Here is a 20,159-nt window from a genome sequence, read left to right as displayed (position 1 = left end):
CAAAAGCTCAGAGATTTGCTGAGGCGTGCAGGTCGCGCGGCAGTCGCAGCGTGCTCGCGCGTGCGCCTGCGGGGCACGGCCCGTCGGAGTAGGCCGCATCGCCCTCGGGCATGACGCACTTGTGCACCTCGACGACGGCAGGCACGGACTTGGCTGCGGGGGCGATCACTGGGGGCTCGAAGTGCGTGTTCGTCAGCGTGGCAGGTTCCTTGGATGTGCGGGTCACCGCATCCGGGAGCGTTTCGCGGGCGGCCGATCTGTCGGGCTCGGCCTCGACCGGAACGACTGCCGTGGTCAGGAGCGCAGCACGCGCCGCGCTCTCGTGCACCAGGTCTTTCAAGGTCACATAGAAGAGCGACATCGCCACCAGCGCCACGCCCAGGCACGGGGCCCAGTACCGCCGGGGGTCACCTGCAGGCGGGCGGGCCCGCGGAGTCAGCGCCGCGGCCATGCCAGGCCTCCGTTCTGCAACACGCCGGCCAGCTTCGCGATGCCGCCGGTGCCGCTTGCGGCCCGGCCGATCAGCGCGCCGCCGGCGGCGCCTGCGATGACTCGCATCAGGAACGACCGGCAGCGGCCCGCGGCCAGCAACAGCAGCACGCCGGCGCCGAGCACGACGAGGTGTTCGCCGGGGTAGTCGGCGCGCGCCGCATCCACCTGCTTGATCTTGTCGATCGTCTGTTCCAGGTCCATGGCTGAAGCTCCTTGTCGTGTTCAGCCGTTCTTACCGGTGGGCGCCGGGCTCCGCTGTAGGCCGGCACCATGCGCGGTGACGGAATCCGCCGCGAAAACGCCGTGGAGAAAGCCGCATCGCACGGGAAGCGGGGCGCTCTCGATAATGCAACCCGCTTGTAGAGAACCCCACAGAAGCACAGAAGTAGAGAAACGCGAAATGAGTGCAGCAGATTTTCTTTTCGCCCCCGAGGTGCAAAAGCTCTTGATGGTCGCCTACGCGGCGCCCCAACAACCTCTGTCTTCCAGCGAGCTGGTCCATCGCTCGAAGCTCGACACGGCCGATGCGGAGCGCACCCTGGCGCATCTCGTCGGCAGCGGCATCCTGAAGAAGCAAAAGCCGAAGGCCGAGGAGGCCGAGACCTTCTCGATCGACCGCGCGTTCGTCTTCCACGACGAACTGCGCAATATCGCGCTCAAGTCGTTCGCCGCGGCCGAGCCGGTTCGCGCGATGCTGCGCGGCAAGTTCAAGGCCTCGGTCGTGCGCGCCTTCGTGCTCGCAGAGGACGAAGACGGCACCCTGGAGCTGCTCGTCGTGCACGGCCAGTCGATGCCCGACGAAGCCACCCTGGCGGCCGCCTGCCGGAAGCTCTCGAAGAACATCCACCGCCACCTGAAGGTGCACGTCATCTCGAACGCGAAGTTCAACGGCCTCACGCCGCGCGATGCGCTCATGCCGAAACCCGCGGCGCTCGAGATCATCAAGCCCGGGGATACGAAGGCGCCGCTGCCCGTCGAGAAGGTCGGCCTCTTGCAGAGCGCGAGGAAGAAGTTGGCGACGCTGTCGCGTTCGTCGGCGTGATCGCCTGGCTTTTGTCCTGTGAGGCCAGCGGCCGTTGCAGGCCGCGACGGACCCCGACGTGTTCCTGAAGGCCGCCTGAGCCGGGGGAGGAGGGCGTGCTGGGGGACAATCGAAGCAACCCCCTCGACATCACAGCATCCCACGACCATGTCCCGCCTCGACGACCCCCGCCACGACGCCGAAGTCGGCTCCCGCGACAGCACCCTCGACACCACCCGCATCGACGACGTGCGCATCGGCGCCGTGCGTCCCCTTATGACCCCCGCGCTGCTGCAGGAGCGCGTGCCCGTGCGCGACAACACGCTCGCGCTGGTCGAAGGCAGCCGCGCGGCCATCGCCGACGTGCTGCACGGCCGCGACGACCGCTTGGTGGTCGTGGTCGGCCCGTGCTCCATCCACGACCACGACCAGGCCATCGAGTACGCGCAGCGCCTGAAGAAGGTGGCCGATTCACTGCAGGACGACCTGCTCATCGTGATGCGCGCCTACTTCGAGAAGCCGCGCACCACCGTCGGCTGGAAGGGCTACATCAACGACCCGCACCTGGACGGCAGCTTCGCCATCAACGAAGGCCTGGAGCGCGCGCGGCGCCTGCTGCTGGAGCTGACCACGCTGGGCCTGCCGACCGGCACCGAGTTCCTCGACCTCTTGAGCCCGCAGTTCATCGCCGACCTGATCGCCTGGGGCGCCATCGGCGCGCGCACCACCGAGAGCCAGAGCCATCGGCAGCTGGCCTCGGGCCTGAGCTGCCCGGTCGGTTTCAAGAACGGCACCGACGGCAGCGTGAAGGTGGCGGCCGATGCCATCCTGGCGGCCCGCGCGCCGCATGCCTTCATGGGCATGACGAAGATGGGCATGGCCGCGATCTTCGAGACGCGCGGCAACGACGACTGCCACGTGATCCTGCGCGGCGGCAAGGCGCCCAACTATTCGGCGGCGGATGTCGCTTCGAGTTGCGAGGCGCTGCTGGCCAACGGCCTGCGCCCCCAGGTGATGATCGACGTCTCGCACGGCAACAGCAGCAAGCAGCACCAGCGCCAGATCGTGGTGGCCGAGGACGTGGCCACGCAGATCGTGGCCGGCGAGCGGCGCATCACCGGGATCATGATCGAGAGCCACCTCGAGGAAGGCCGGCAGGACCTGAAGCCCGGTGTGCCGCTGAAGCATGGCGTGTCGATCACCGATGCCTGCATCGGCTTTGCGCAGACGGTGCCGGTGCTCGAGGGGCTGGCGTCGGCGGTGAAGGCGCGGCGGCGGTTGGCCAAGGCCTGAGGCTGACGCGGGGGCTGGGCGACTCCCTGCCGTCTGCGCCCGGGCGGGTCCGGGCAACGCTTTGAGCCGGCCCGCATCGACTTCCTGAGGCTGCCCAGCCTCGGGCGCCACCAAGCCCTGCGCTTGTTGCGACCACTTCCCCACCCGCTATCGACCACACCAAGGCCTCCGCTTCGCGGAGGCAGGGGCGTCTTGACTGTGGCGGAAATGTAAACAATGCAAACAGTTTTCCAATTGTTACGAGAACTAGATCACGAAACTTGAGCCGAGGCGCCGTGAATCCGAGGGCAAACGGGCCGGTTGTGGGGCATCCTTGCGCCACTTTGTAGTCAAAACGTATGCAAAATGATTACAAAATGCCGACCTGTCAGGTCTTATTGATTACATTTGGAGTGCTTTCATGCTCAAGCTCGCAGTCGCCGCGGCGGCCACCGCCACCCTCGTTTTCGCATCCGGTTCGGCCCTGGCTGACACCGCCGGTGCCAGCTTCCAGGTCAAGATGACCATCGTGCGCAGCTGTGCGGTGACGGCCGGCAGCGCCTCCGACATCAGCCTGGGCACCTCCGTGCAGCCCACCGCCACCAACCAGACGGGCAACAACACCATCTCGGTCACCTGCTCCAAGACCACGCCCTACACCGTCGGCCTGCTGCCTTCGTCCACCAACGGCGGCACCACCGACGGCACGGGTGCCATGTCGTCCGTCGCCAACTCGGCCACCAACACCGACAAGGTGCCCTACGCGCTGTACTCCAACGCGGGCAACAGCACCGTGTGGGGCAACACCACCGGCACCGGCGCCAATGTGGTCGGCGGCACGGGCACCGGTGCGGCGATCACGCACACGGTCTACGCCAAGAACACCAACGCCAACTTCACCCCGGACAGCTACGCCGACACCGTCACGGTGACGGTCACGTACTGAGCCCGTACCCGTACTGAATCGTGAGACGTGCACTTGCCATCCTCGGACTGTGGGGCGCATGCCTGCTTGGCGGCGGTGCGGTCCAGGCGGCCGGCCTGCAGGTCTCGCCGGTCACCCTGACACTGGCGCCGACACGGCAGGGCGACGGGCTCTGGCTCAGCAACACGGGAACGGCGCCGCTGGACGCGCAGATCCGCGTCTTCCGCTGGACGCAGGTGGACGGGCAGGACCGCATGGAGCCGGCGGACGGACTGGTCGTCAGCCCGCCCATGCTGCAACTGCCCACCGACGGGCGGCAACTGGTGCGCGTGATCCGCAACGGCCCGCCCCCCGCGGGTCCGGCGGAAGAGGCCTACCGCGTGCTGGTGGATGAGCTGCCCGTGCCCCAGGCGGCGGGTACCGCGACGGATGGCAAGAAGAGCAACCTGAACTTCGTGATGCGGCACTCGCTGCCCATCTTCGTGTCCCCGGCGGGCGCGGAGCCGGCCCCCGCGCAGTTGCGCTGGAGCCTGCGGCGCGAGGACGGCAAGGCCGTGCTGGAAGTCAGCAACAGCGGCGGGGTGCATGCCCAGCTGGCGGACCTCGTGTTCACCGGCGCGGACGGCCGCGCCGTCGCCGCCTACACCGGCTTGCTGGGCTACGTGCTGCCCGGCGCCACCATGCGCTGGCCGCTGAAGACGTCGCCCGCCGCCCTGGCTGGCGCGGGTCGCTGGCAGGTCATGATCGATGGCAGAACGACGGACGCCAACCTCGCGCCGCTGGCGCGCTGAGCGGGCCGGGTTCGCTGCGAGGGCCTTGCTGGCTCCGTTTGCACTGGCCCTGACCACGCTCCCCGCCCACGCAGCGCCCGCCGCGCAGTCCGTGCCGGGGGCCATGACGCTGTACCTGGAGGTCAGCCTCAACGGCATGGCGCGCGGGCTGCACCCGTTTCGCCTGCAGGCCGGGGCCTTGTCGGCCTCCCGCGCGGTGCTGCGTGAGCTGAGTTTTTCCCTGCCTGACCACGGCGGCGAATGGCTGCCCCTGCGCGACCTGCCCGGGCTCTTGGCCGACTACGACGCCGCGCGCCAGCAACTGAGCCTGACCGCGCCGCTGGCGATGCTGCAGCTGCCCACGGCCACGGTGGGGCAGGCGGCAGTCACCGCGCAGCCCTTGAGCACGTCCACCGGCCTGCTGCTGAACTACGACCTCTATGGCACCCAGGGCCGGGGCGGCAGTGCCAGCCTGAGCGCCTTCGGCGAGCTGCGCGCCTTCCGCGGCGCCAGCGTGCTCAGCACCACCTGGCTGATGCAGCGCACGCACGACACCCAGGGCTGGAAGGACCAGTCCGTGCGCATGGACAGCACCTGGAGCATGGCCTTCCCCGACAGGATGCTCACCCTGCGCGTGGGCGACACGCTCACCGGCGCCGTGCCCTGGTCGCGCGCCACGCGCATCGGCGGCATCCAGCTGTCGCGCGACTTCGGCCTGCAGCCTTACCGGCAGACCGCGCCGCTGCCCAGCTTCATCGGTTCGGCCACGATGCCTTCGGACGTGGAACTGTTCATCGACGGCATCCGCCAGTACAGCGGCCAGGTGCCGGCGGGGCCCTTCCAGCTCAACGCGCTGCCGCGCATCAACAGCACGGGCACGGCGCAGGTGGTGGTGACCGACGCGCTGGGCCGCGCCGCCACGCTGAGCTTCTCGCTCTTCGACAGCAGTCGTCTGCTGGCGCCCGGGCTGAGCGACTGGACGGTGGACCTGGGCGTGGTGCGCCGCAACTACGGCCTGCGCTCCTTCGACTACGGCAAGCAGCCGGTGCTGACCGGCACCTGGCGCCGCGGCCTCAGCGACAGCTTCACGGTGGAGGCGCATGGCGAAGTGACGCGCGGCCTGGCGCTGGCCGGCGCCGGGGGCGTGTGGCAACTGGGCGCGGCGGGCACGCTGTCGGCGGCGCTGGCGGGCAGCCGGCACGACGCCGACGCCCCCGGCGGCAGCCGCAGCGGCACGCAGACCAGCCTGGGCTACCTGTGGCGGCAGGAGCGCCTGTCGGTGGGTCTGAACGGCTCGCGGACCCAGGGCGACTACCGCGACGTGGCCACGGCCTACGGCTCGGCACCGGCCAAGGGCAGCGCCAGCGCGAGCGTGGGCTATGACATGGGCGGCCTGGGCAACGTCAGCGTCAGCTACCTCTACCTGCGGCCGGTGGGGCAGAACGCGTCGCGCTATGCCAGCGTGAACTGGTTCCGTTCGATCGGGCGCACGACCTCGGTCTCGGTGGGCATGAACCAGAACCTGGACAAGCGCAGTGACCGCGGCATCTTCGTCGGCCTGAGCTGGTCGTGGGACGCGCAGACCAGCGTGAGCGCCGGCGTGCAGCGCAGCGGCGACCAGGGCACCGTGGGCACCGTCAGTGCGCAGCACTCCCCCTTCGGCGACGGCGGCTGGGGCTGGCGCGCCACCGCGCGCACGGGCGGCGGCACGACCGGCGGGCAGGCCGAAATCAACTACCTGGGGCCCTACGGCCGCGTGCAGGCCGGCGTGAGCGAGATGGGCGGCGGCCGCGCCAGCCGCTACGCCTACGCCTACGCCGGCGCCAGCGGTGCGCTGGTGCTGATGGGCGCCGGGGTGCTGGCTGCGCGGCGCATCGACGACGCCTTTGCGGTGGTGGACACCGACGGCGTGGCCGGCGTGCCCGTGAAGCTCGAGAATCGCCCGGTGGGGCAGACCAACTCGCGCGGGCTGCTGCTGGTCGTGCCGGTGAACGCCTACCAGAACAACAAGCTGGCGATCGACCCGATGGACCTGCCCGCCGACGTGCGCATCGAGCGCGCCGAGAGCCTCATCACCCCGGCTGGCCGGTCGGGCGCGCGGGCGCATTTCGGCATCACGCCCGTGCGGGCCGCCCACGTGGCATTGATGGACGCGCAGGGCCAGCCCTTGCCGCTGGGCAGCCGCGTGCAGGTGAACGGCCAGGAGGGCGGGCAGGGTGGCGGCGCGGTGGTGGGCTACGACGGCTGGGTGTACCTGGACACGCTGGACGTGCGCAACACGCTGGCCGTGCGCACGCCCGACGGCGCGGTGTGCCGGGCGCAGTTCGACTGGCGGCGTCCCGAGGGCGGTGGTTTGCAGAAAGAGCGGTTGACATGTGGACGTTGAGATTCGTGAAACTGGCGCTGGCCTTCTCATGCCTGCTGGGCATGGGCGCGGCGCATGCCGACCCGAGCTGCTGGGTCGCCAGCCAGCCCAGCTTCGCCTTCGGCACCGTCACGGCGTCGGCGGCGACGGACACCACCGCCACGGTCGGCTTCGCGTGCCAGAACGACACCGGCCAGACCATGTACTTGAGCTACTGCGTGTACGTTTCCCAGGGCAACGAGATCGCCGGCTACGCCCCGCGCTACATGACCAACTGGAACGGTTCGCAGATGGCCTACAACATCTATGCCGACGCGGCCCGCAGCGGCATCGTCGGCCCGCCGCCGGGCGGTGGCACCTACGCCAGCGCGGGTGGCACCTTCGTGCTGCCGGCCAGCGGCGGCAACGTCGCGTTGAACATCCCGCTGTATGGCCGCGTGCCGTCCGGGCAATCGCTGGCGGCAGGCAGCTACCAGGCCAACATCTACAACTCCGAGGTCGTCTGGGGCATGAAGAGCGGCAACGCGCCCGACAGCTGCACCGCGAGTTCGGCCAAGTACGTCGGCAGGACGAACTTCTACACGCAGGTCACGGCCCTCTATTCCAACGCCTGCACCGTTAGCGTGGCGGCCACCGATCTGGACTTCGGCAGTGCCAGCTCGCTGAGCGCCGCGGTCAACGGCACGGCCGCCATCACGATGGCCTGCCCGCCCAGCACCGCCTGGAAGGTGGGACTGAGCAATGGCGTGAACGTGGCGGGAACACAGCGGCGCATGGCGGGCGGCACCGGTGACTACATCCAGTACGAGCTGTACCGCGATGCCGCGCGTTCGCTGCGCTGGGGCAACACCGTCGGCACGGACACGGTCGACGGCAGTGGCAATCCCGGCAGCAGCATTCCGGTCTATGGGCGGGTGCCGGCCCAGACCAATGTGACGCCGGGCAGCTACAGCGACACGATCACCGTCACCGTGACCTACTGAATAATCGCCATCGCTTCGGGCCCGGGCCGCGCATCAGATCGGCGCGTAAGTCCCCGTGCCGTCCGGCCAGGCCGTCAGCACCTCGTACCCGTCGGCCGTGACCGCGACCATGTGCTCCCACTGCGCGGACAGCGAGCGGTCCTTGGTCACGACGGTCCAGCCGTCGGCCAGCTGCTTCGTTTCGGCGCGGCCCGCGTTGAGCATCGGCTCGATGGTGAAGACCATGCCCGGCTCGAGCACCAGGCCCGCCCCGCGCCGCCCGAAGTGCAGCACCTGCGGTTCGTCGTGGTAGATGCGGCCGATGCCGTGCCCGCAGTATTCGCGCACCACGCTGAAGTGCTCGCGCTGCGCGACCGACTGGATCGCGTGGCCCACGTCTCCCAGCGTCGCGCCGGGCTTCACCTGGCGGATGCCGGCGCACAGGGCTTCGTAGGTCGTCTCCACCAGCCGGCGCGCGAGCACGCTGGGCTCGCCGACGAAGAACATGCGGCTGGTGTCGCCGAACCAGCCGTCCTTGTTGACGGCGACGTCGATGTTGACGATGTCGCCCGCCTTCAGGATCTTGTCGGCCGAGGGAATGCCGTGGCACACCACCTGGTTCACCGAGGTGAGGATGGTTTTCGGATAGCCCAGGTAGCCCACGTTGGCGGGAATGGCGCCTTGCACCTTCACGATGTGTGCGTGGCAGAGGCGATCGAGCGCTTCGGTGCTCACGCCGGGCACGACGTGGGGCTCGATCATCGCCAGGACCTCGGCGGCCAGCTGTGCGGCGCGCCGCGCCATCACCAGCTCTTCGGCGGACTTGAGTGGAACGTCGTGTGCCATCAGTGCTGCTTGCCGTTCGCGGGGGCGCGGGGCTTGCCCGGTGGCGCCGCAGTGACTGTCGCGGCAATGTCCAGCCCGCCTGAAAGCTCGGCCTGGATCAGCAGCTGGCAGACCTCCCGGTAATCGAGGTCGGGATGCATCTCGGTCAGCATGCCGACCCGCATCCAGTGCTCTGCCTGCGCATTGATCGACCGGCTGAGGGCGTTGCCCGCCACGCGCAGGTTCTCGTGCATCAGGTCTGAAATCTTGACGATGCCCATGGGCCACCTCTGTATGAAACGTATATGAATTGTATGCGTTTCATATGGTCGGGTGTTGGGGGCCGGTCTACGCGCTCTTGTCCCGCGCGATCAGCAGGTTGCGCGCTTCCACCAGCAGCGGCTTCACGGTCTCGAAGGTCGCGGCGCTCGGGTTGATCACGCTCACCCAGTACATCTTTGCGTACACCGGGTGCGGCATCAGCCGGTCGAGCGCGGTGTAGTCGATGTCAATTGGCGGCTGCTCGCCGAACAGCGCGCGAAAGCTCTCCTTGCCCACGCCGACGTTCAGGCGGAACACGCCGGGCCGGTTCAGCTTCGAGGCGCTGTCGAAGTCGTTGTCCTTCGTCACGATCGTGGCGAAGGGGAACTTGTTGTCCGCGCCGTGGAAGAAGAAGGTGTTGTCGTCGGCCACTTCGAAATGGCCGCCGCCGAGCATGTCGATGAGGTGTTGGGTGATGTCGTCTTCGGTCATGGAGATTGGATGAGGTCAAGGCTTCCAGCGCCGCAGGCCGAGTTCGTCGGCCAGTGCCTGGTAGGCCTTGATGCGCGCCTGCACGTAGTCGTCGAGTGCGGCGCCGGTGAGCGCGAAAGGATAAAGGCCGTGCCGTTCGCGCAGGGCCGCGTAGCTTGGCGCGGCCGTGGCCTCGGCGAAGGCGGCGGTCCAGGCGCGCACGGCGGCGTCGGGCACGTTGGCGCTCAGGTAGACGCCGCGCACGGTCGGCCAGACGATGTCCGCGCCTTGCTCGCGCGCGGTGGGCACGCCCGTGAGCGCACCGCCCAGCCGCGCTTCGGACAGCACCGCAAGCAGGCGCAGCGGCGCGCCGCCGGCGATGGCCTGCAGCGCCTCGGCGGCGTCGCCCGGGAACGCGTCGACGTGCTTGCCCTGCAGCGCGCCCAGCGCATCGCCGCCGCCTTCGAAGGACACGAAGCGCATCGCCTTCGGCGCGCCGCCGGCCGCGCGCACCAGCAGCGCGGCCTTCACCCAGTCCTGGCTGCCGACCGTGCCGCCCGCGCCGAAGACCACGCGCGACGGGTCCTGGCGCAGCGCGGCGATCAGGTCCTGCAGGCGGCGGTAGGGCGAGTCGCGGTGCACGGCGACCACGCCGTAGTCGGTGCCCAGCGTGGCGATCCAGCGCACGGCCGAGGGCGGGTGCGGCCCGAAGCGGCCCTGCGCGAGGTTGAGCAGCGAGCCGCTGGAGAACGCGACCAGCGTGCCCGGCCCGCCGAGCTGGCCGCTCGCGATGCGGTCGAAGGCCACCGCGCCGATGCCGCCCGGCAGGTAGCGCTGCGCGAGCGGCGTGCGCGCGGGGCGCACGGCCTGCAGCGCATCGCGCGCCAGCGCGCAGGTCAGTGCGAAGCCGCCGCCGGCCTTGGCGGGAATCACGCATTCCGCCGGGCCTTCGGACACATCGCCCGCGGCCGCCGTCGCCTGCAGCGCGACAGGCGCGAGCCACGCGGACAGCGCGCGCAGCGCATGGCGACGGGTGAAGGCAAAGGGGCGTGGCATCGAAGGGAAGGAGGGGGCGGTTCACCCCGCAGGCCGGGGCCACCAGATGATGGCATGCAGGCCCGGCCCCGCGCCGCGTGCTTCGAGCCGCAAGTCGCCGCGGTGCCGCTGCGCGATGGAACGCACGATCGCCAAGCCGAGCCCGAAGCCGCCCTGGTCCGCGCGCGTGCCGCGCCGGAAGCGCTGGCCCAAGGTGGCGCGCTCGTCCTCGCTCAGGCCGGGGCCGTCGTCCTCCACGTTGAGGCTCCAGCCCGCGGCGTCGCCGGCAGCAAACAGCGTGATGGTGCCGGCCGCCGGCGTGTAGGCGATGGCATTGGCCACGAGGTTGCTCAGCGCCTCGCGCAGCAGGCCCCGGTCGCCCACCGCGTGCAGGTCGGGCGAGGGCGCGTGGATGCCCAGGTCGATGCGCTTGGCGCGTGCCAGCGGCAGCAGGTCGACCGCCACTTCGCGCAGCAGCTCGGCGGTGTCGAATTCGGCCGGCGCCACGGCCACGGTGTCGCTGCGGCCCAGCGCCAGCAGCTGCTGTGCGCTGCGCGTGGCGCGGCCGATCTCGGCGCCGAGCGCGTCGAGCGCGGCGCGCACCTGCGCGGGGTCGTCCTCGCGGCGCGCGTAGTCGGCCTGCATCTGCAGCGTGGTCAGGTGCGTGCGCAGCTGGTGCGAGGCGTCGTCCAGAAACTGCCGTTGTTGTGCGACCAGTTCCTGCGTGCGCGCCATCTGCTGGTTCACGGCGGCGACCAGCGGGCGCACCTCGGCGGGCAGGTCGGTCTCGGCGATGCGCGTGAGGTCGTCGGGCGTGCGTGCCTGCACCTCGCGCGCCAGCCGCGACAGCGGGCGCAGCGCCGCCGCCAGTGCCAGCGCGGTGCCGCACAACAGCATCGCGAGGATCAGCCCGTCGCGCAGCGCGGCGCTGCGCACGAAGCGGCTTGTGAAATCCTGGCGCGAGCGCGTGCTCTCGCCGACCTGGATCAGCACGCTGCGCCCGGTGCTGCCGGCCGGCGCGCGGTCCAGGTCGCGCCGGTAGGCCGCGAGCCGCACGGCCTCGCCGAAGTAGGTGGCGTCGTAGAAGGCCGGCACGCCCATCGCCGGCTCGACGGGCGGCGCGGGCAGGTCGGCGCTGCCCAGCTCCACCAGCCCGTCCGAGGTCGCGACGCGAAAGAACACCTGCCCGCTGGCCGTGAGCTCGAAGAACTCGAACATCGTGTACGGCAGCTCGACCGACAGCCCGCCCGAGGCCGTGGAGATGTTCGCGTCGATCGACTTGAGCGCGCCGAGCAGCGAGCGGTCGTACGCCGCGTTGGCGGCGGCCAGCGCGTCGTGCCGCGTCATCCACAGCTCGATGCCCGTCACCAGCAGCAGGGCGGGGAACAGCAGCAACGCGAGCCGCTGCCACAGGCTGGTGCGGCGCAGGCGGTCGGTGAAGCGGCGCAGCGCGCTCACTCAGTCCGCTTCCAGCACGTAGCCCAGGCCGCGCAGCGTGACGATGCGCACGCCGCTGCCATCGAGTCGCTTGCGCAGCCGGTACACCAGCACCTCGATGGCTTCGAGGTGCACCTCGTCGTCGTCGGAGAACACGCGGTCGAGAATCTGCTGCTTCGACAACGGCTCGCCGCTGCGCTGCACCAGCGCGCGCAGCACCGCCTGTTCGCGCGGCGACAGCGCGAGCGCCTCGCCGCCCAGCGTGAACTGCCGGCGCGCGCCGTCGTACACCAGCGGCCCGCAGGCCAGGCGCGGATGCTCCACGCCGCGCGCGCGGCGCACCAGCGCGTGCAGCCGCGCTTCCAGCTCGGCCAAGGCGAAGGGCTTGGCGAGGAAGTCGTCCGCGCCCGCGTTGAGGGAGGCGACGCGCTCGTCCAGCGAATCGCGCGCCGTGAGGATCAGCGCCGGCAGCCGCTGGTCGCGTTCGCGCAGTCGCTGCAGCACCGTGTGCCCGTCCATGCCGGGCAGGCCCAGGTCGAGCACCAGCGCGTCGTGGTCGCGCTGCTGCAAGGCCCGGTCGGCCAGCCGGCCGTCGTCCACCCATTCGACCTGGATGCCCGCATGCTCCAGCGCCTTGCAGAGCCAGGTGCCCAGGGTGTGTTCGTCTTCGGCCAGCAGGATGCGCATGGCGCCGATGCTAGGGCCTGCCTGCCTCAATCAGGCTTGATGTTTGCCCGGGCGATGACCTTTTGCCAGCGATTCTGTTCTGCGGTGATGAACTGCGCGAACTGCTCCGGCGTGCCGCCCACGGCCTCGGCCGCATCGGCCGTGAGGCGCTGCATCGAGTCGGGCGATTTCACGGCCTTCATGGTCTCGGCCGAGAGCTTGGCCATCTGCGCGGGCGTGATGCTGGCCGGCGCGAGCATGCCGTACCACTGCGTCATCTCGAAACCGGGGAAGCCTTGCTCGGCCACGGTCGGCACGTCGGGCAGTTGGGCGAGGCGCTTGGCCGAGCCGGTCGCGATGCAGCGCACCTTGCCGGCCTTGATGAACGGAATGATCGCCGCCGCGCCGATGGCCGAGGCATCGAGCCGGCCCGAGAGCAGGTCGGTCACCATCGGGCCGGTGCCGCGGTAGGGCACGTGCAGCATGAAGACCTCGGCCGTCATCTTCAGGTACTCGAAGGCCAGGTGGCCGGCGCTGCCGTTGCCGGCCGAGCCGTAGCTCAGCTTGCCGGGCTTGCTCTTGGCATAGGCGATGAACTCCTTGAGGTTCTTCGCCGGCACGTCGGGGTGCACCACGTAGAGGCTGGGCACCTTGGCCAGCAGGCTCACGGGCTTGAAGTCCTTGTTCGCGTCGTAGGGCAGCTTGGCGAAGATGTAGGGGTTCACGGCCAGCGTGCCGATGTGGCCGAGGATCAGCGTGTGCTGGTCGGTGGCGCGCGCGACTTCGCTCATGGCGATGTTGCCGGCCGCACCGGGCTTGTTGTCCACGAACACGCTCTGGCCCAGCGTGCGCGACAGCTCGGCGGCGGTGGAACGCGCCACGATCTCCGAGCTGCCGCCCGGCGCGAAGGGCACGACGAAGCGGATCGACTTGCTGGGCCAGGCATCTTGCGCGCAGGCCATCGAAGGCAGCAGACCGCCGAGGGTGAGGGCGCCGCCGGCTTGCAGCCAGCGGCGGCGGCTCAGGGGAACGTCGGTGGGGAAGCGGTCGGACATGGCTTGTCTCCAGTATTTTTTGGATGGAAGCCCGCATCCTGCCGGGCGGATGCTGTCGGAATGCTGTCAGTGCCTCAGATCAGGTTGCGCATCGCCTGCGCCGTCTCGCGCAGCACGGGCAGCACGCGCGCCACCGCGTCTTCCGAACTCTCGTGCCCCATCGGCATCGTGATGTTGAGCGCGCCCACCAGCGTGCCGTGGCGGTCGCGCAGCGGCACGGCGATGCCGCGCGAGTTCAGGTCGAGCTGCTGCTCCGACAGCGCCCAGCCCTGGGCGCGGATGCGCGCCAGCTCGAGCTTCATGCGCTCCATGCTCGCGATGGTGTGCGAGGTGAACACCGTGAGCTGGCGCGTGGCCAGCCAGTCGTTCAGCTCGGCGTCGCTGCGCAGCGCCAGCATCAGCATGCCCGAGGCCGTGACCTGCGCAGGCACGCGCGCGCCGAGCACATAGCCGGTGCTCATGCTGCGGTTGGGGCCGTTGCGCGCGATGTAGACCACCTCGTCGCCGTCCATCACGCTGAGGTAGGCGATCTCGTTGGTGCCCGCCGCCACGCGTTGCAGGAAGGGCTGCACCACGCGCGGCAGCCGGGCCGATTCGAGGTACGACTGCCCCAGGCGCAGCACGCGCGGCGTGAGCCAGAAGAGCTTGCCGTCGCTGGCCACGTAGCCCATGTGCTGCAGGGTGAGCAGGTAGCGCCGCGCGGCGGTGCGCGTCATGTTCGTGCGCTGGCCGGCCTGGCTGGCCGTGAGGCGCGGGTTGGCGTCGTCGAAGGCCTCGATGATGCTCACGCCGCGCTCCAGCCCGGCGATCCAGTCGCGCTTGTCCAGGCCGGCGGGCGGCGTCGAGTCGTCGGGGCTGGTGCTGTTCATGGGCGGAAGTGTGCCCGCGTCCGGTGCGGCGGCGGGGTCCGAATGGCTAAGTAAAAACCCGCAATTTGATCGATTAGCGAACTTAAAAGATCGATCATCGAGCGTTTGATGCTCCGTATGCCAGCAGGCCGAGCGCGAAGGGACTATAAAGCCCGCTGTTCCGCCCCGAAACGAGCGATTGACGAACGGAAGCACGCCCATGAGCCCATTCATCACTGGCAGCACCCAGGCCTACCTCATCCCCGGCGACCCGGTCCGCAACGTGCGGCTGCCGCGCATGTTCAACGCGGCCTTCGCGCGCTACGGCATCGACGCGGTGCTGGTGCCCATGCAGGTGCCGGTGCGCGACTTCGCGGTGTTCATGAAGTCGGCCTTCCTGGCGCGCAACGTGCGCGGCATGGTGATCGCGCCGCCGCACAAGCCGCGCGTGGTCGACCTGCTCGACGGCTGCGGCCTGTTCGGCCGCGTGGCGGGCTCGGTCAACGTGGTGCGCCGCACCGAGGGCGACCAGCTCGAGGGCGACCTGTTCGACGGCGAAGGCCTGATCGGCGCGCTCGACCGCTGCAACGTGCCGTTCCGCGGCAAGCGCGTGCTGATCCTCGGCGCGGGCGTGAGCGCCGCCGCCATCGGCGTGGCGCTGGCCGAAGGCGGCACGGTGAATGGCGCCGAGCACATCGCCTTCTTCGACACCGCCTCCGGCAAGGCCGCGGGCGTGGCCGCCAAGCTCGACGCTTTCTTCGATGCGACCGTGGTCGCAGTCGACAGCAACGCGCCCGAGGGCTACGACCTCGTGATCAACGCCACGCCGCTGGGCCTGGCCGAAGACGACGCGCTGCCGTTGGACGTGGCGCGCATGGAACCGCATGCGGCGCTGTTCGACATCCTGCTGCGCAACCAACCCACGCCGCTGGTGCGTGCGGCACGTGCGCGTGGGCTCAATGCGCAGGCCGGCTTCGAGATGCTGGTGCAGCAGATGCCGCACTACTTCCGCTACTTCGGTCACATCGACGCGGCGGATGCGATGCAGGCCGACGCCGACTTCCTGCGCGAGCTCATCTATCCGCCGGCGATGCACGCCGAGATCGCGCACCCGCTGCGCTACCAGTCTCCGAGCGTGGCCTGAGCCCGCACCTTCTTCCTGAACGAAACGACGCCCATGATCTCCGGCAAGACCACGCTCATCGCCCACATCGGCTACCCCACCGAAGCCTTCAAGGCGCCGATGATCTACAACCCCTGGTTCGACAAGCAGGGCATCGACGCGGTCGTCGTGCCGATGGGCGTGAAGCCCGAGGACTACGCGGTGTCGCTCGCGCAGATCTTCAAGTTCTCGAACCTGCGCGGCGCCTTGGTCACGATGCCGCACAAGGTCACGACGATGTCGCTGGTCGACGAGGTCACGCCCACCGCGCGCGTCGCGGGCGCCTGCAACGCCGTGCTCAAGCGGCCCGACGGCAGCCTGCTGGGCGACCAGTTCGACGGTGCGGGCTTCGTGCGCGGCGTGGAGCGCAAGGGGCGGCTGTTCAAGGGCACGCGCGTGCTGGTGTCGGGCACGGGCGGCGTGGGGTCGGCCATTGCGGCGTCGATCGCTGCGGCCGGCGCGGCCGAGCTGATGCTGTTCGACATGAGCGACGCCTCCGCGCAGGCGCTGGCCGCGCGGCTGCGCGAGCACTACCCGCAGATGAAGGTCACCACCGGCTCGAAGGACCCGGCCGGCTACGACGTGGTCGTCAACGCCACGCCGCTGGGCATGAAGGACACCGACCCGCTGCCCTTCGACGTGGACCGCATCGCCCCCGAGACCTTCGTCGGCGAGGTCGTCATGAAGACCGAATACACGCCGCTGCTGCAGGCCGCCAAGGCCAAGGGCTGCCAGGTGCAGGTCGGCACCGACATGCTGTTCGAGATGATCCCGGCCTACCTCGAGTTCTTCGGCTTCGGCACCGCCTCGCCCGAAGAGCTTCGTGCCGTGGCCCAACTGAAATACTGAAAACACCGGACCCCGCATGAGCATTTTTGAAGGCTTCCTTTCCACCTCCGAGACGCTGGGCGCCTTCAGCGACCGCGCCTTCGTCGACGCCATGCTGCGCTTCGAGGCCGCGCTCGCGCGCGCACAGGCGGCCGAGGGGCTGATTCCCGAGAGCGCCGCGCATTCGATCGTCGGCAGCTGCAAGGTCGAGCTGTTCGACGTGGCCAAGATCGTGCGCGAGAGCGGACGTGCGGGCAGCGTCGCCATCCCGCTGGTGAAGGCGCTGCGCGAAGCGGTGGGCCTGTTCAATGCCGAGGCGGTGCCCTTCGTGCACTTCGGCAGCACCAGCCAGGACGTGATCGATAGCGCCATGGCGCTGGTCACGCGCGAAGCCGTCGCGCTGGTCGAGGCCGACCTCGCCAAGGCCGCCGACGCACTGCTGCGCCTGGCGGTGCAGCACGCCGACACGCCGATGCTCGCGCGCACGCTGATGCAGCCGGCCTCGGTCACCAGCTTCGGCTTCAAGTGTGCCGGCTGGGCCGCGCCGCTGGTGCGCAGCCGCACCCGCCTGCGCGCCGCCGCGAAGCACGCGCTGCAGCTGCAGCTCGGCGGCGCCGTCGGCACGCTGGCGCAGATGAAGGGGCAGGGCGCCGCGGTGCGCCAGCGCATGGCCAAGGAACTCGGCCTGGGCGACCCCGGCGCCACATGGCACACGCAGCGCGACGAATGGGTCGCGCTTGGTTGCGAACTCGGCCTGCTCACAGGCAGCCTGGGCAAGGTCGCGGTCGACATTTCGCTGCTCGGCCAGTACGAAGTGGCCGAGGTCGCCGAGCCCAGCGAACCCGGGCGCGGTGGCTCGTCGGCGATGCCGCACAAGCGCAACCCCGTGGCCTCGATGGTCGCCATCGCTGCCGCGCACCGCGCGCCGCAGCGCGTGGCCGCCTTGCTCGGCGCCATGCCGCAGCAGCACGAACGCGCGCTCGGCGCCTGGCAGGCCGAGCTGGCCGAATGGCCGCAGCTGTTGATGTCGGCGCACGGCAGCGTGCGCGCCATGGCCGGCGCGTTGCCCGGCCTGCAGGTGGACGCCGCGCGCATGCGCGCCAACATCGATCGGCTGCGCGCCGAGCTGCCGCGCGACGCGGCCGACGAATGGTTCGATCCCGCACTCGCCGTGAATGCGGGGCAGATCGCTGTGGCAGAGGTGAAAGCCCTGCAAGCCCAACTCTCATCCGACAAGGAACTCTCGCCATGACCGCCCCCGACACCCCGAGCAATCCTTACGAAGACGGCCTCGTCAACCGCCGCCGCGTGCTCGGCGACGCGTGGGTCGACAAGTCGCTCGCCAACCGCAACGGCTTCAACGCCGAGTTCCAGGAACTCATCACGCGCCACGCGTGGAACGACATCTGGGGCCGGCCCGCGCTGGGCGACAAGACGCGCCGCTTCATGGTGCTGTCGATGATGCTGGGCATCCATGCCTACGAAGAATTCGCGATGCACGTGCGCGCCGCGCTCGACGGCCCGCCCGAGTCGCGCCTCACGCCCGACGAGATCAAGGAAGTGATCATGATGGCCGCGATCTACTGCGGCGTGCCGGTGGCCAACCACGCCTTCGGCATCGCGACGAACATCCTGCGCGAGAAGGGCCTGCTGCCGCCAGTGGCGGCGCAGTGAGCGCGACGGAAGGCCGGGGCGGAAAGGGCCGCTTCGACGTCGGCTTCACCTTGCTACTGCCGCTGCTGCTTGCGGCGCAGCCGGTCGCCACCGACAGCTACCTGCCGGCGCTGCCCGCCATCGCGGGCGAGCTCGGTTCGGCCAGCACCAGCCTCACGCTGTTCGTGCTGGCCTTCGGCTTTGCGCAGCTGCTGTGCGGTCCGCTGGCCGACCGCTTCGGTCGCCGGCCGGTGCTGCTCGCGGGCCTGGGCTGCTACGCCATCGCGGCCTTCGGCGGCGCGTTCGCCGGCAGCGTGGCGGTGCTCGCGGGCTGGCGCACGCTGCAGGGCTTCTCGATGGCGGCGATCCTCGTGTGCGCGCGGGCCGCGGTGCGCGACCTGTACCCGGCGCACGAAGGCCCGCACGTGATGGCGCGCGGCCTCACGGGGCTGGGCGTGGTCGGCCTCATGGCGCCGCTGCTCGGTGCCTGGCTGGTGCAGGGCGCGGGCTGGCGCTGGGTGATGGTGGCGATGGCGCTCTATGCCGTGGTGCTGTTCGCGCTGTGCTGGCGCTCGTTCGGCGAAACGCGCCGGCCGTGGGGCGAGGGCGAATCGTCCGCGCCGCGCGGCAGCACGCGCGCCGTGTTCGCGAGCCGCGCCTTCCGCGCCTGGGCCTCGGTGGCGGCCGCCACTTATGGCGGGCTGTTCTGCTTTCTGCTGCTCTCGCCGATGGTCTACATCGGCTACCTCGGCTGGTCGCCCGCGTGGTACGGCTGGATTCCGGCCGGAGGCTCGCTGGTCTACATCTTCAGCACCACGATGTGCCGCAGCCTGCTGCGCCGCTTCGGGCCGATGCGCACCGTGCGCCTGGGCGCGGTGCTGAGCATCACCGGCGCCGTGATCCAGGCGCTGGGCTGCTGGCTGATGCCGCACAGCGCGGTGCCGCTGCTGGCGGGCCACGCCGTGTACTGCCTCGGCCACGGCATCCACCAGCCCTGCGGGCAGGCCGGTGCCGTGGGCGACCTGCCGCACCTGGCGGGGCGGGCCGTGTCGTGGTCCGGTTTCGGCATGATGATGGTCGCGTTCTGCGTGGGGCAGGTCGCCGCGCTGTTCGTCGACACGCGCTTTTCGTACGGCGCCTGGCCGATGGTCGTGCCGATGCTGATGGCCGGCACCGTGCTGCTGGCCATCGCGTTCCTGTGGCTGCCGCGCCTTGCGCAACCTGCTTCTCCATCCTCCCCCCAGAAGGACTCCACACCATGACCACTTCCTCCCCCCGCCTGAATGTCGTGCGCGAAGGCGACGGCCCCTTCGTCGTGCTCAGCCATGCGCTCGGCTGCGACTTGCACATGTGGGACGGCGTGGCCGCGCAGCTCGCGCGCGCCCACACGGTGATCCGCTACGACCACCGCAACCATGGCGGCTCCGAGGTGGTGCCCGGCGTGCTGCGCGTGGAAACGCTGGCGCAGGACGCGTCCGAGCTGATCGCGCGCGAGACGGGCGGCGAGCCCGTGCACTTCGTGGGCCTGTCGATGGGCGGCATGACCGCGCAGGCGCTGGCGGTGCGGCACGCCGCGCAGCTCAAGACCGTGGTGATCGCCAATTCGGCCGCGCACTACCCCGACCAGGCCCCGTGGCGCCTGCGCGCGGAAACCGTGGCCGCCAAGGGCGTGGCCGCCATCGCCCCGGGCGCCGTGGCGCGCTGGCTCACGCCGGCCTACGCCGCCACGCCCGAGGGCGCGGTGGCCGCGCGCACCTTGCACGACACGCTGGTGCGCACCGATGCGCAGGGCTACATCGAGAGCTGCAACGCCGTGGCCGCCATCGACTTTCGCGACAGCAACCGCCGCATCGCCACGCCCACGCTGGTGATCGGCGGGCTGCAGGACGAGGCCACGCCCCTGGCCATGTCCGAGGCCATGGTGGCGCAGATCCCGGGCGCGCGGCTGGCGACCATCGACGCCGCGCACCTGAGCGCGGTGGAGCGCCCGGTCGAGTTCGCGCAGATGCTGATCGATTACTGGCGCAGCCTCTGAAAAAACGCCCGGCCCGCACCCCCGTGTGGGCTAGGTGTAACCCCTATTTCGTGCGAATGATGATCGGTGGCGTGCG

The 20,159-nt window shown here is 70.1% G+C and carries 22 protein-coding genes; 12 read left to right on the top strand and 10 right to left on the bottom strand.

Features of this window, described 5'->3' with window-relative positions; translation table 11 throughout:
• Positions 1 to 7 precede the first annotated feature (7 nt).
• Entirely contained in the window at positions 8 to 451 is a 444-nt protein-coding gene (locus tag AC57B8_RS28785; protein WP_496481474.1) for a hypothetical protein, read from the bottom strand.
• Positions 436 to 693, bottom strand: a complete 258-nt coding sequence (locus AC57B8_RS28780; RefSeq protein WP_496481473.1) for a hypothetical protein — start codon at positions 691 to 693, stop codon at positions 436 to 438. The genes AC57B8_RS28785 and AC57B8_RS28780 overlap by 16 nt, the downstream gene beginning before the upstream one ends.
• A 199-nt stretch (positions 694 to 892) precedes the next feature.
• On the opposite strand from AC57B8_RS28780, the gene AC57B8_RS28775 reads away from it, so the two are divergent.
• From AC57B8_RS28775 to AC57B8_RS28750, 6 genes are all read left to right on the top strand, one after another.
• Positions 893 to 1,534: a hypothetical protein gene (locus AC57B8_RS28775; RefSeq protein ID WP_496481472.1), complete on the top strand. Its 642-nt coding sequence runs from the start codon at positions 893 to 895 to the stop codon at positions 1,532 to 1,534.
• Between the two features lie 147 nt (positions 1,535 to 1,681).
• A complete protein-coding gene (locus AC57B8_RS28770) occupies positions 1,682 to 2,806 on the top strand; it encodes a 3-deoxy-7-phosphoheptulonate synthase (protein WP_496481471.1) in 1,125 nt (374 codons plus the stop codon).
• 400 nt (positions 2,807 to 3,206) lie between these two features.
• A complete protein-coding gene (locus AC57B8_RS28765) occupies positions 3,207 to 3,731 on the top strand; it encodes a Csu type fimbrial protein (RefSeq protein WP_070059417.1) in 525 nt (174 codons plus the stop codon).
• Between the two features lie 20 nt (positions 3,732 to 3,751).
• On the top strand, positions 3,752 to 4,501 hold the full coding sequence (locus AC57B8_RS28760; protein ID WP_172438275.1) for a fimbrial biogenesis chaperone: 750 nt from the start codon (positions 3,752 to 3,754) through the stop codon (positions 4,499 to 4,501).
• 25 nt (positions 4,502 to 4,526) lie between these two features.
• Positions 4,527 to 6,866 (top strand): fimbria/pilus outer membrane usher protein, encoded by a 2,340-nt coding sequence (locus AC57B8_RS28755; protein WP_496481470.1) that lies wholly within the window; start codon positions 4,527 to 4,529, stop codon positions 6,864 to 6,866.
• On the top strand, positions 6,854 to 7,828 hold the full coding sequence (locus tag AC57B8_RS28750; RefSeq protein ID WP_082818355.1) for a Csu type fimbrial protein: 975 nt from the start codon (positions 6,854 to 6,856) through the stop codon (positions 7,826 to 7,828). The genes AC57B8_RS28755 and AC57B8_RS28750 overlap by 13 nt, the downstream gene beginning before the upstream one ends.
• A gap of 33 nt (positions 7,829 to 7,861) precedes the next feature.
• Here the strand turns inward: AC57B8_RS28750 and map are convergent, their stop codons facing one another.
• The 8 genes from map to AC57B8_RS28710 all read right to left on the bottom strand — a co-directional run bounded on the left by map (position 7,862) and on the right by AC57B8_RS28710 (position 14,426).
• The gene (gene map / locus AC57B8_RS28745; protein ID WP_139703851.1) at positions 7,862 to 8,653 is read right to left on the bottom strand and encodes a type I methionyl aminopeptidase; all 792 of its coding nucleotides are present in this window, start codon (positions 8,651 to 8,653) and stop codon (positions 7,862 to 7,864) included.
• Positions 8,653 to 8,913: a ParD-like family protein gene (locus AC57B8_RS28740; protein ID WP_062482851.1), complete on the bottom strand. Its 261-nt coding sequence runs from the start codon at positions 8,911 to 8,913 to the stop codon at positions 8,653 to 8,655. The genes map and AC57B8_RS28740 overlap by 1 nt, the downstream gene beginning before the upstream one ends.
• 67 nt (positions 8,914 to 8,980) lie before the next feature.
• On the bottom strand, positions 8,981 to 9,385 hold the full coding sequence (locus AC57B8_RS28735) for a DUF6194 family protein (RefSeq protein ID WP_496481469.1): 405 nt from the start codon (positions 9,383 to 9,385) through the stop codon (positions 8,981 to 8,983).
• Between the two features lie 15 nt (positions 9,386 to 9,400).
• Positions 9,401 to 10,420, bottom strand: a complete 1,020-nt coding sequence (locus AC57B8_RS28730) for a Bug family tripartite tricarboxylate transporter substrate binding protein (RefSeq protein WP_496481468.1) — start codon at positions 10,418 to 10,420, stop codon at positions 9,401 to 9,403.
• 21 nt (positions 10,421 to 10,441) lie between these two features.
• A complete protein-coding gene (locus AC57B8_RS28725; RefSeq protein WP_496481467.1) occupies positions 10,442 to 11,857 on the bottom strand; it encodes a sensor histidine kinase in 1,416 nt (471 codons plus the stop codon).
• The gene (locus tag AC57B8_RS28720; protein ID WP_062482520.1) at positions 11,858 to 12,523 is read right to left on the bottom strand and encodes a response regulator; all 666 of its coding nucleotides are present in this window, start codon (positions 12,521 to 12,523) and stop codon (positions 11,858 to 11,860) included.
• 26 nt (positions 12,524 to 12,549) lie between these two features.
• Entirely contained in the window at positions 12,550 to 13,557 is a 1,008-nt protein-coding gene (locus tag AC57B8_RS28715) for a Bug family tripartite tricarboxylate transporter substrate binding protein (protein ID WP_496481466.1), read from the bottom strand.
• Positions 13,558 to 13,631: 74 nt separating this feature from the next.
• Complete coding sequence (locus AC57B8_RS28710) at positions 13,632 to 14,426, bottom strand: IclR family transcriptional regulator domain-containing protein (protein WP_056573982.1); 795 nt, start codon at positions 14,424 to 14,426, stop codon at positions 13,632 to 13,634.
• A 199-nt stretch (positions 14,427 to 14,625) separates the two neighbouring features.
• On the opposite strand from AC57B8_RS28710, the gene AC57B8_RS28705 reads away from it, so the two are divergent.
• From AC57B8_RS28705 to AC57B8_RS28680, 6 genes are read left to right on the top strand one after another with little or no spacing between them, the layout of a single operon-like run.
• The gene (locus AC57B8_RS28705) at positions 14,626 to 15,549 is read left to right on the top strand and encodes a shikimate dehydrogenase family protein (protein ID WP_496481465.1); all 924 of its coding nucleotides are present in this window, start codon (positions 14,626 to 14,628) and stop codon (positions 15,547 to 15,549) included.
• Between the two features lie 33 nt (positions 15,550 to 15,582).
• Positions 15,583 to 16,416, top strand: coding sequence for a shikimate dehydrogenase family protein (locus tag AC57B8_RS28700; protein WP_496481464.1), 834 nt, complete (start codon positions 15,583 to 15,585; stop codon positions 16,414 to 16,416).
• Between the two features lie 16 nt (positions 16,417 to 16,432).
• Positions 16,433 to 17,647 carry a 3-carboxy-cis,cis-muconate cycloisomerase gene (gene pcaB, locus AC57B8_RS28695; protein ID WP_159277419.1) on the top strand — a complete coding sequence of 405 codons (1,215 nt, stop codon included), beginning with the start codon at positions 16,433 to 16,435 and terminating at the stop codon, positions 17,645 to 17,647.
• A complete protein-coding gene (locus AC57B8_RS28690) occupies positions 17,644 to 18,069 on the top strand; it encodes a carboxymuconolactone decarboxylase family protein (RefSeq protein ID WP_095947412.1) in 426 nt (141 codons plus the stop codon). The genes pcaB and AC57B8_RS28690 overlap by 4 nt, the downstream gene beginning before the upstream one ends.
• Positions 18,066 to 19,310, top strand: a complete 1,245-nt coding sequence (locus AC57B8_RS28685; RefSeq protein ID WP_496481463.1) for an MFS transporter — start codon at positions 18,066 to 18,068, stop codon at positions 19,308 to 19,310. The genes AC57B8_RS28690 and AC57B8_RS28685 overlap by 4 nt, the downstream gene beginning before the upstream one ends.
• Positions 19,307 to 20,083 carry an alpha/beta fold hydrolase gene (locus AC57B8_RS28680; protein ID WP_492695523.1) on the top strand — a complete coding sequence of 259 codons (777 nt, stop codon included), beginning with the start codon at positions 19,307 to 19,309 and terminating at the stop codon, positions 20,081 to 20,083. The genes AC57B8_RS28685 and AC57B8_RS28680 overlap by 4 nt, the downstream gene beginning before the upstream one ends.
• Positions 20,084 to 20,159: the final 76 nt, after the last annotated feature.

It is taken from the genome of Variovorax sp. BGA-UO-ETr-C22 (genome assembly GCF_059567965.1).
This window is presented reverse-complemented; position numbering and strand designations above follow the sequence as displayed.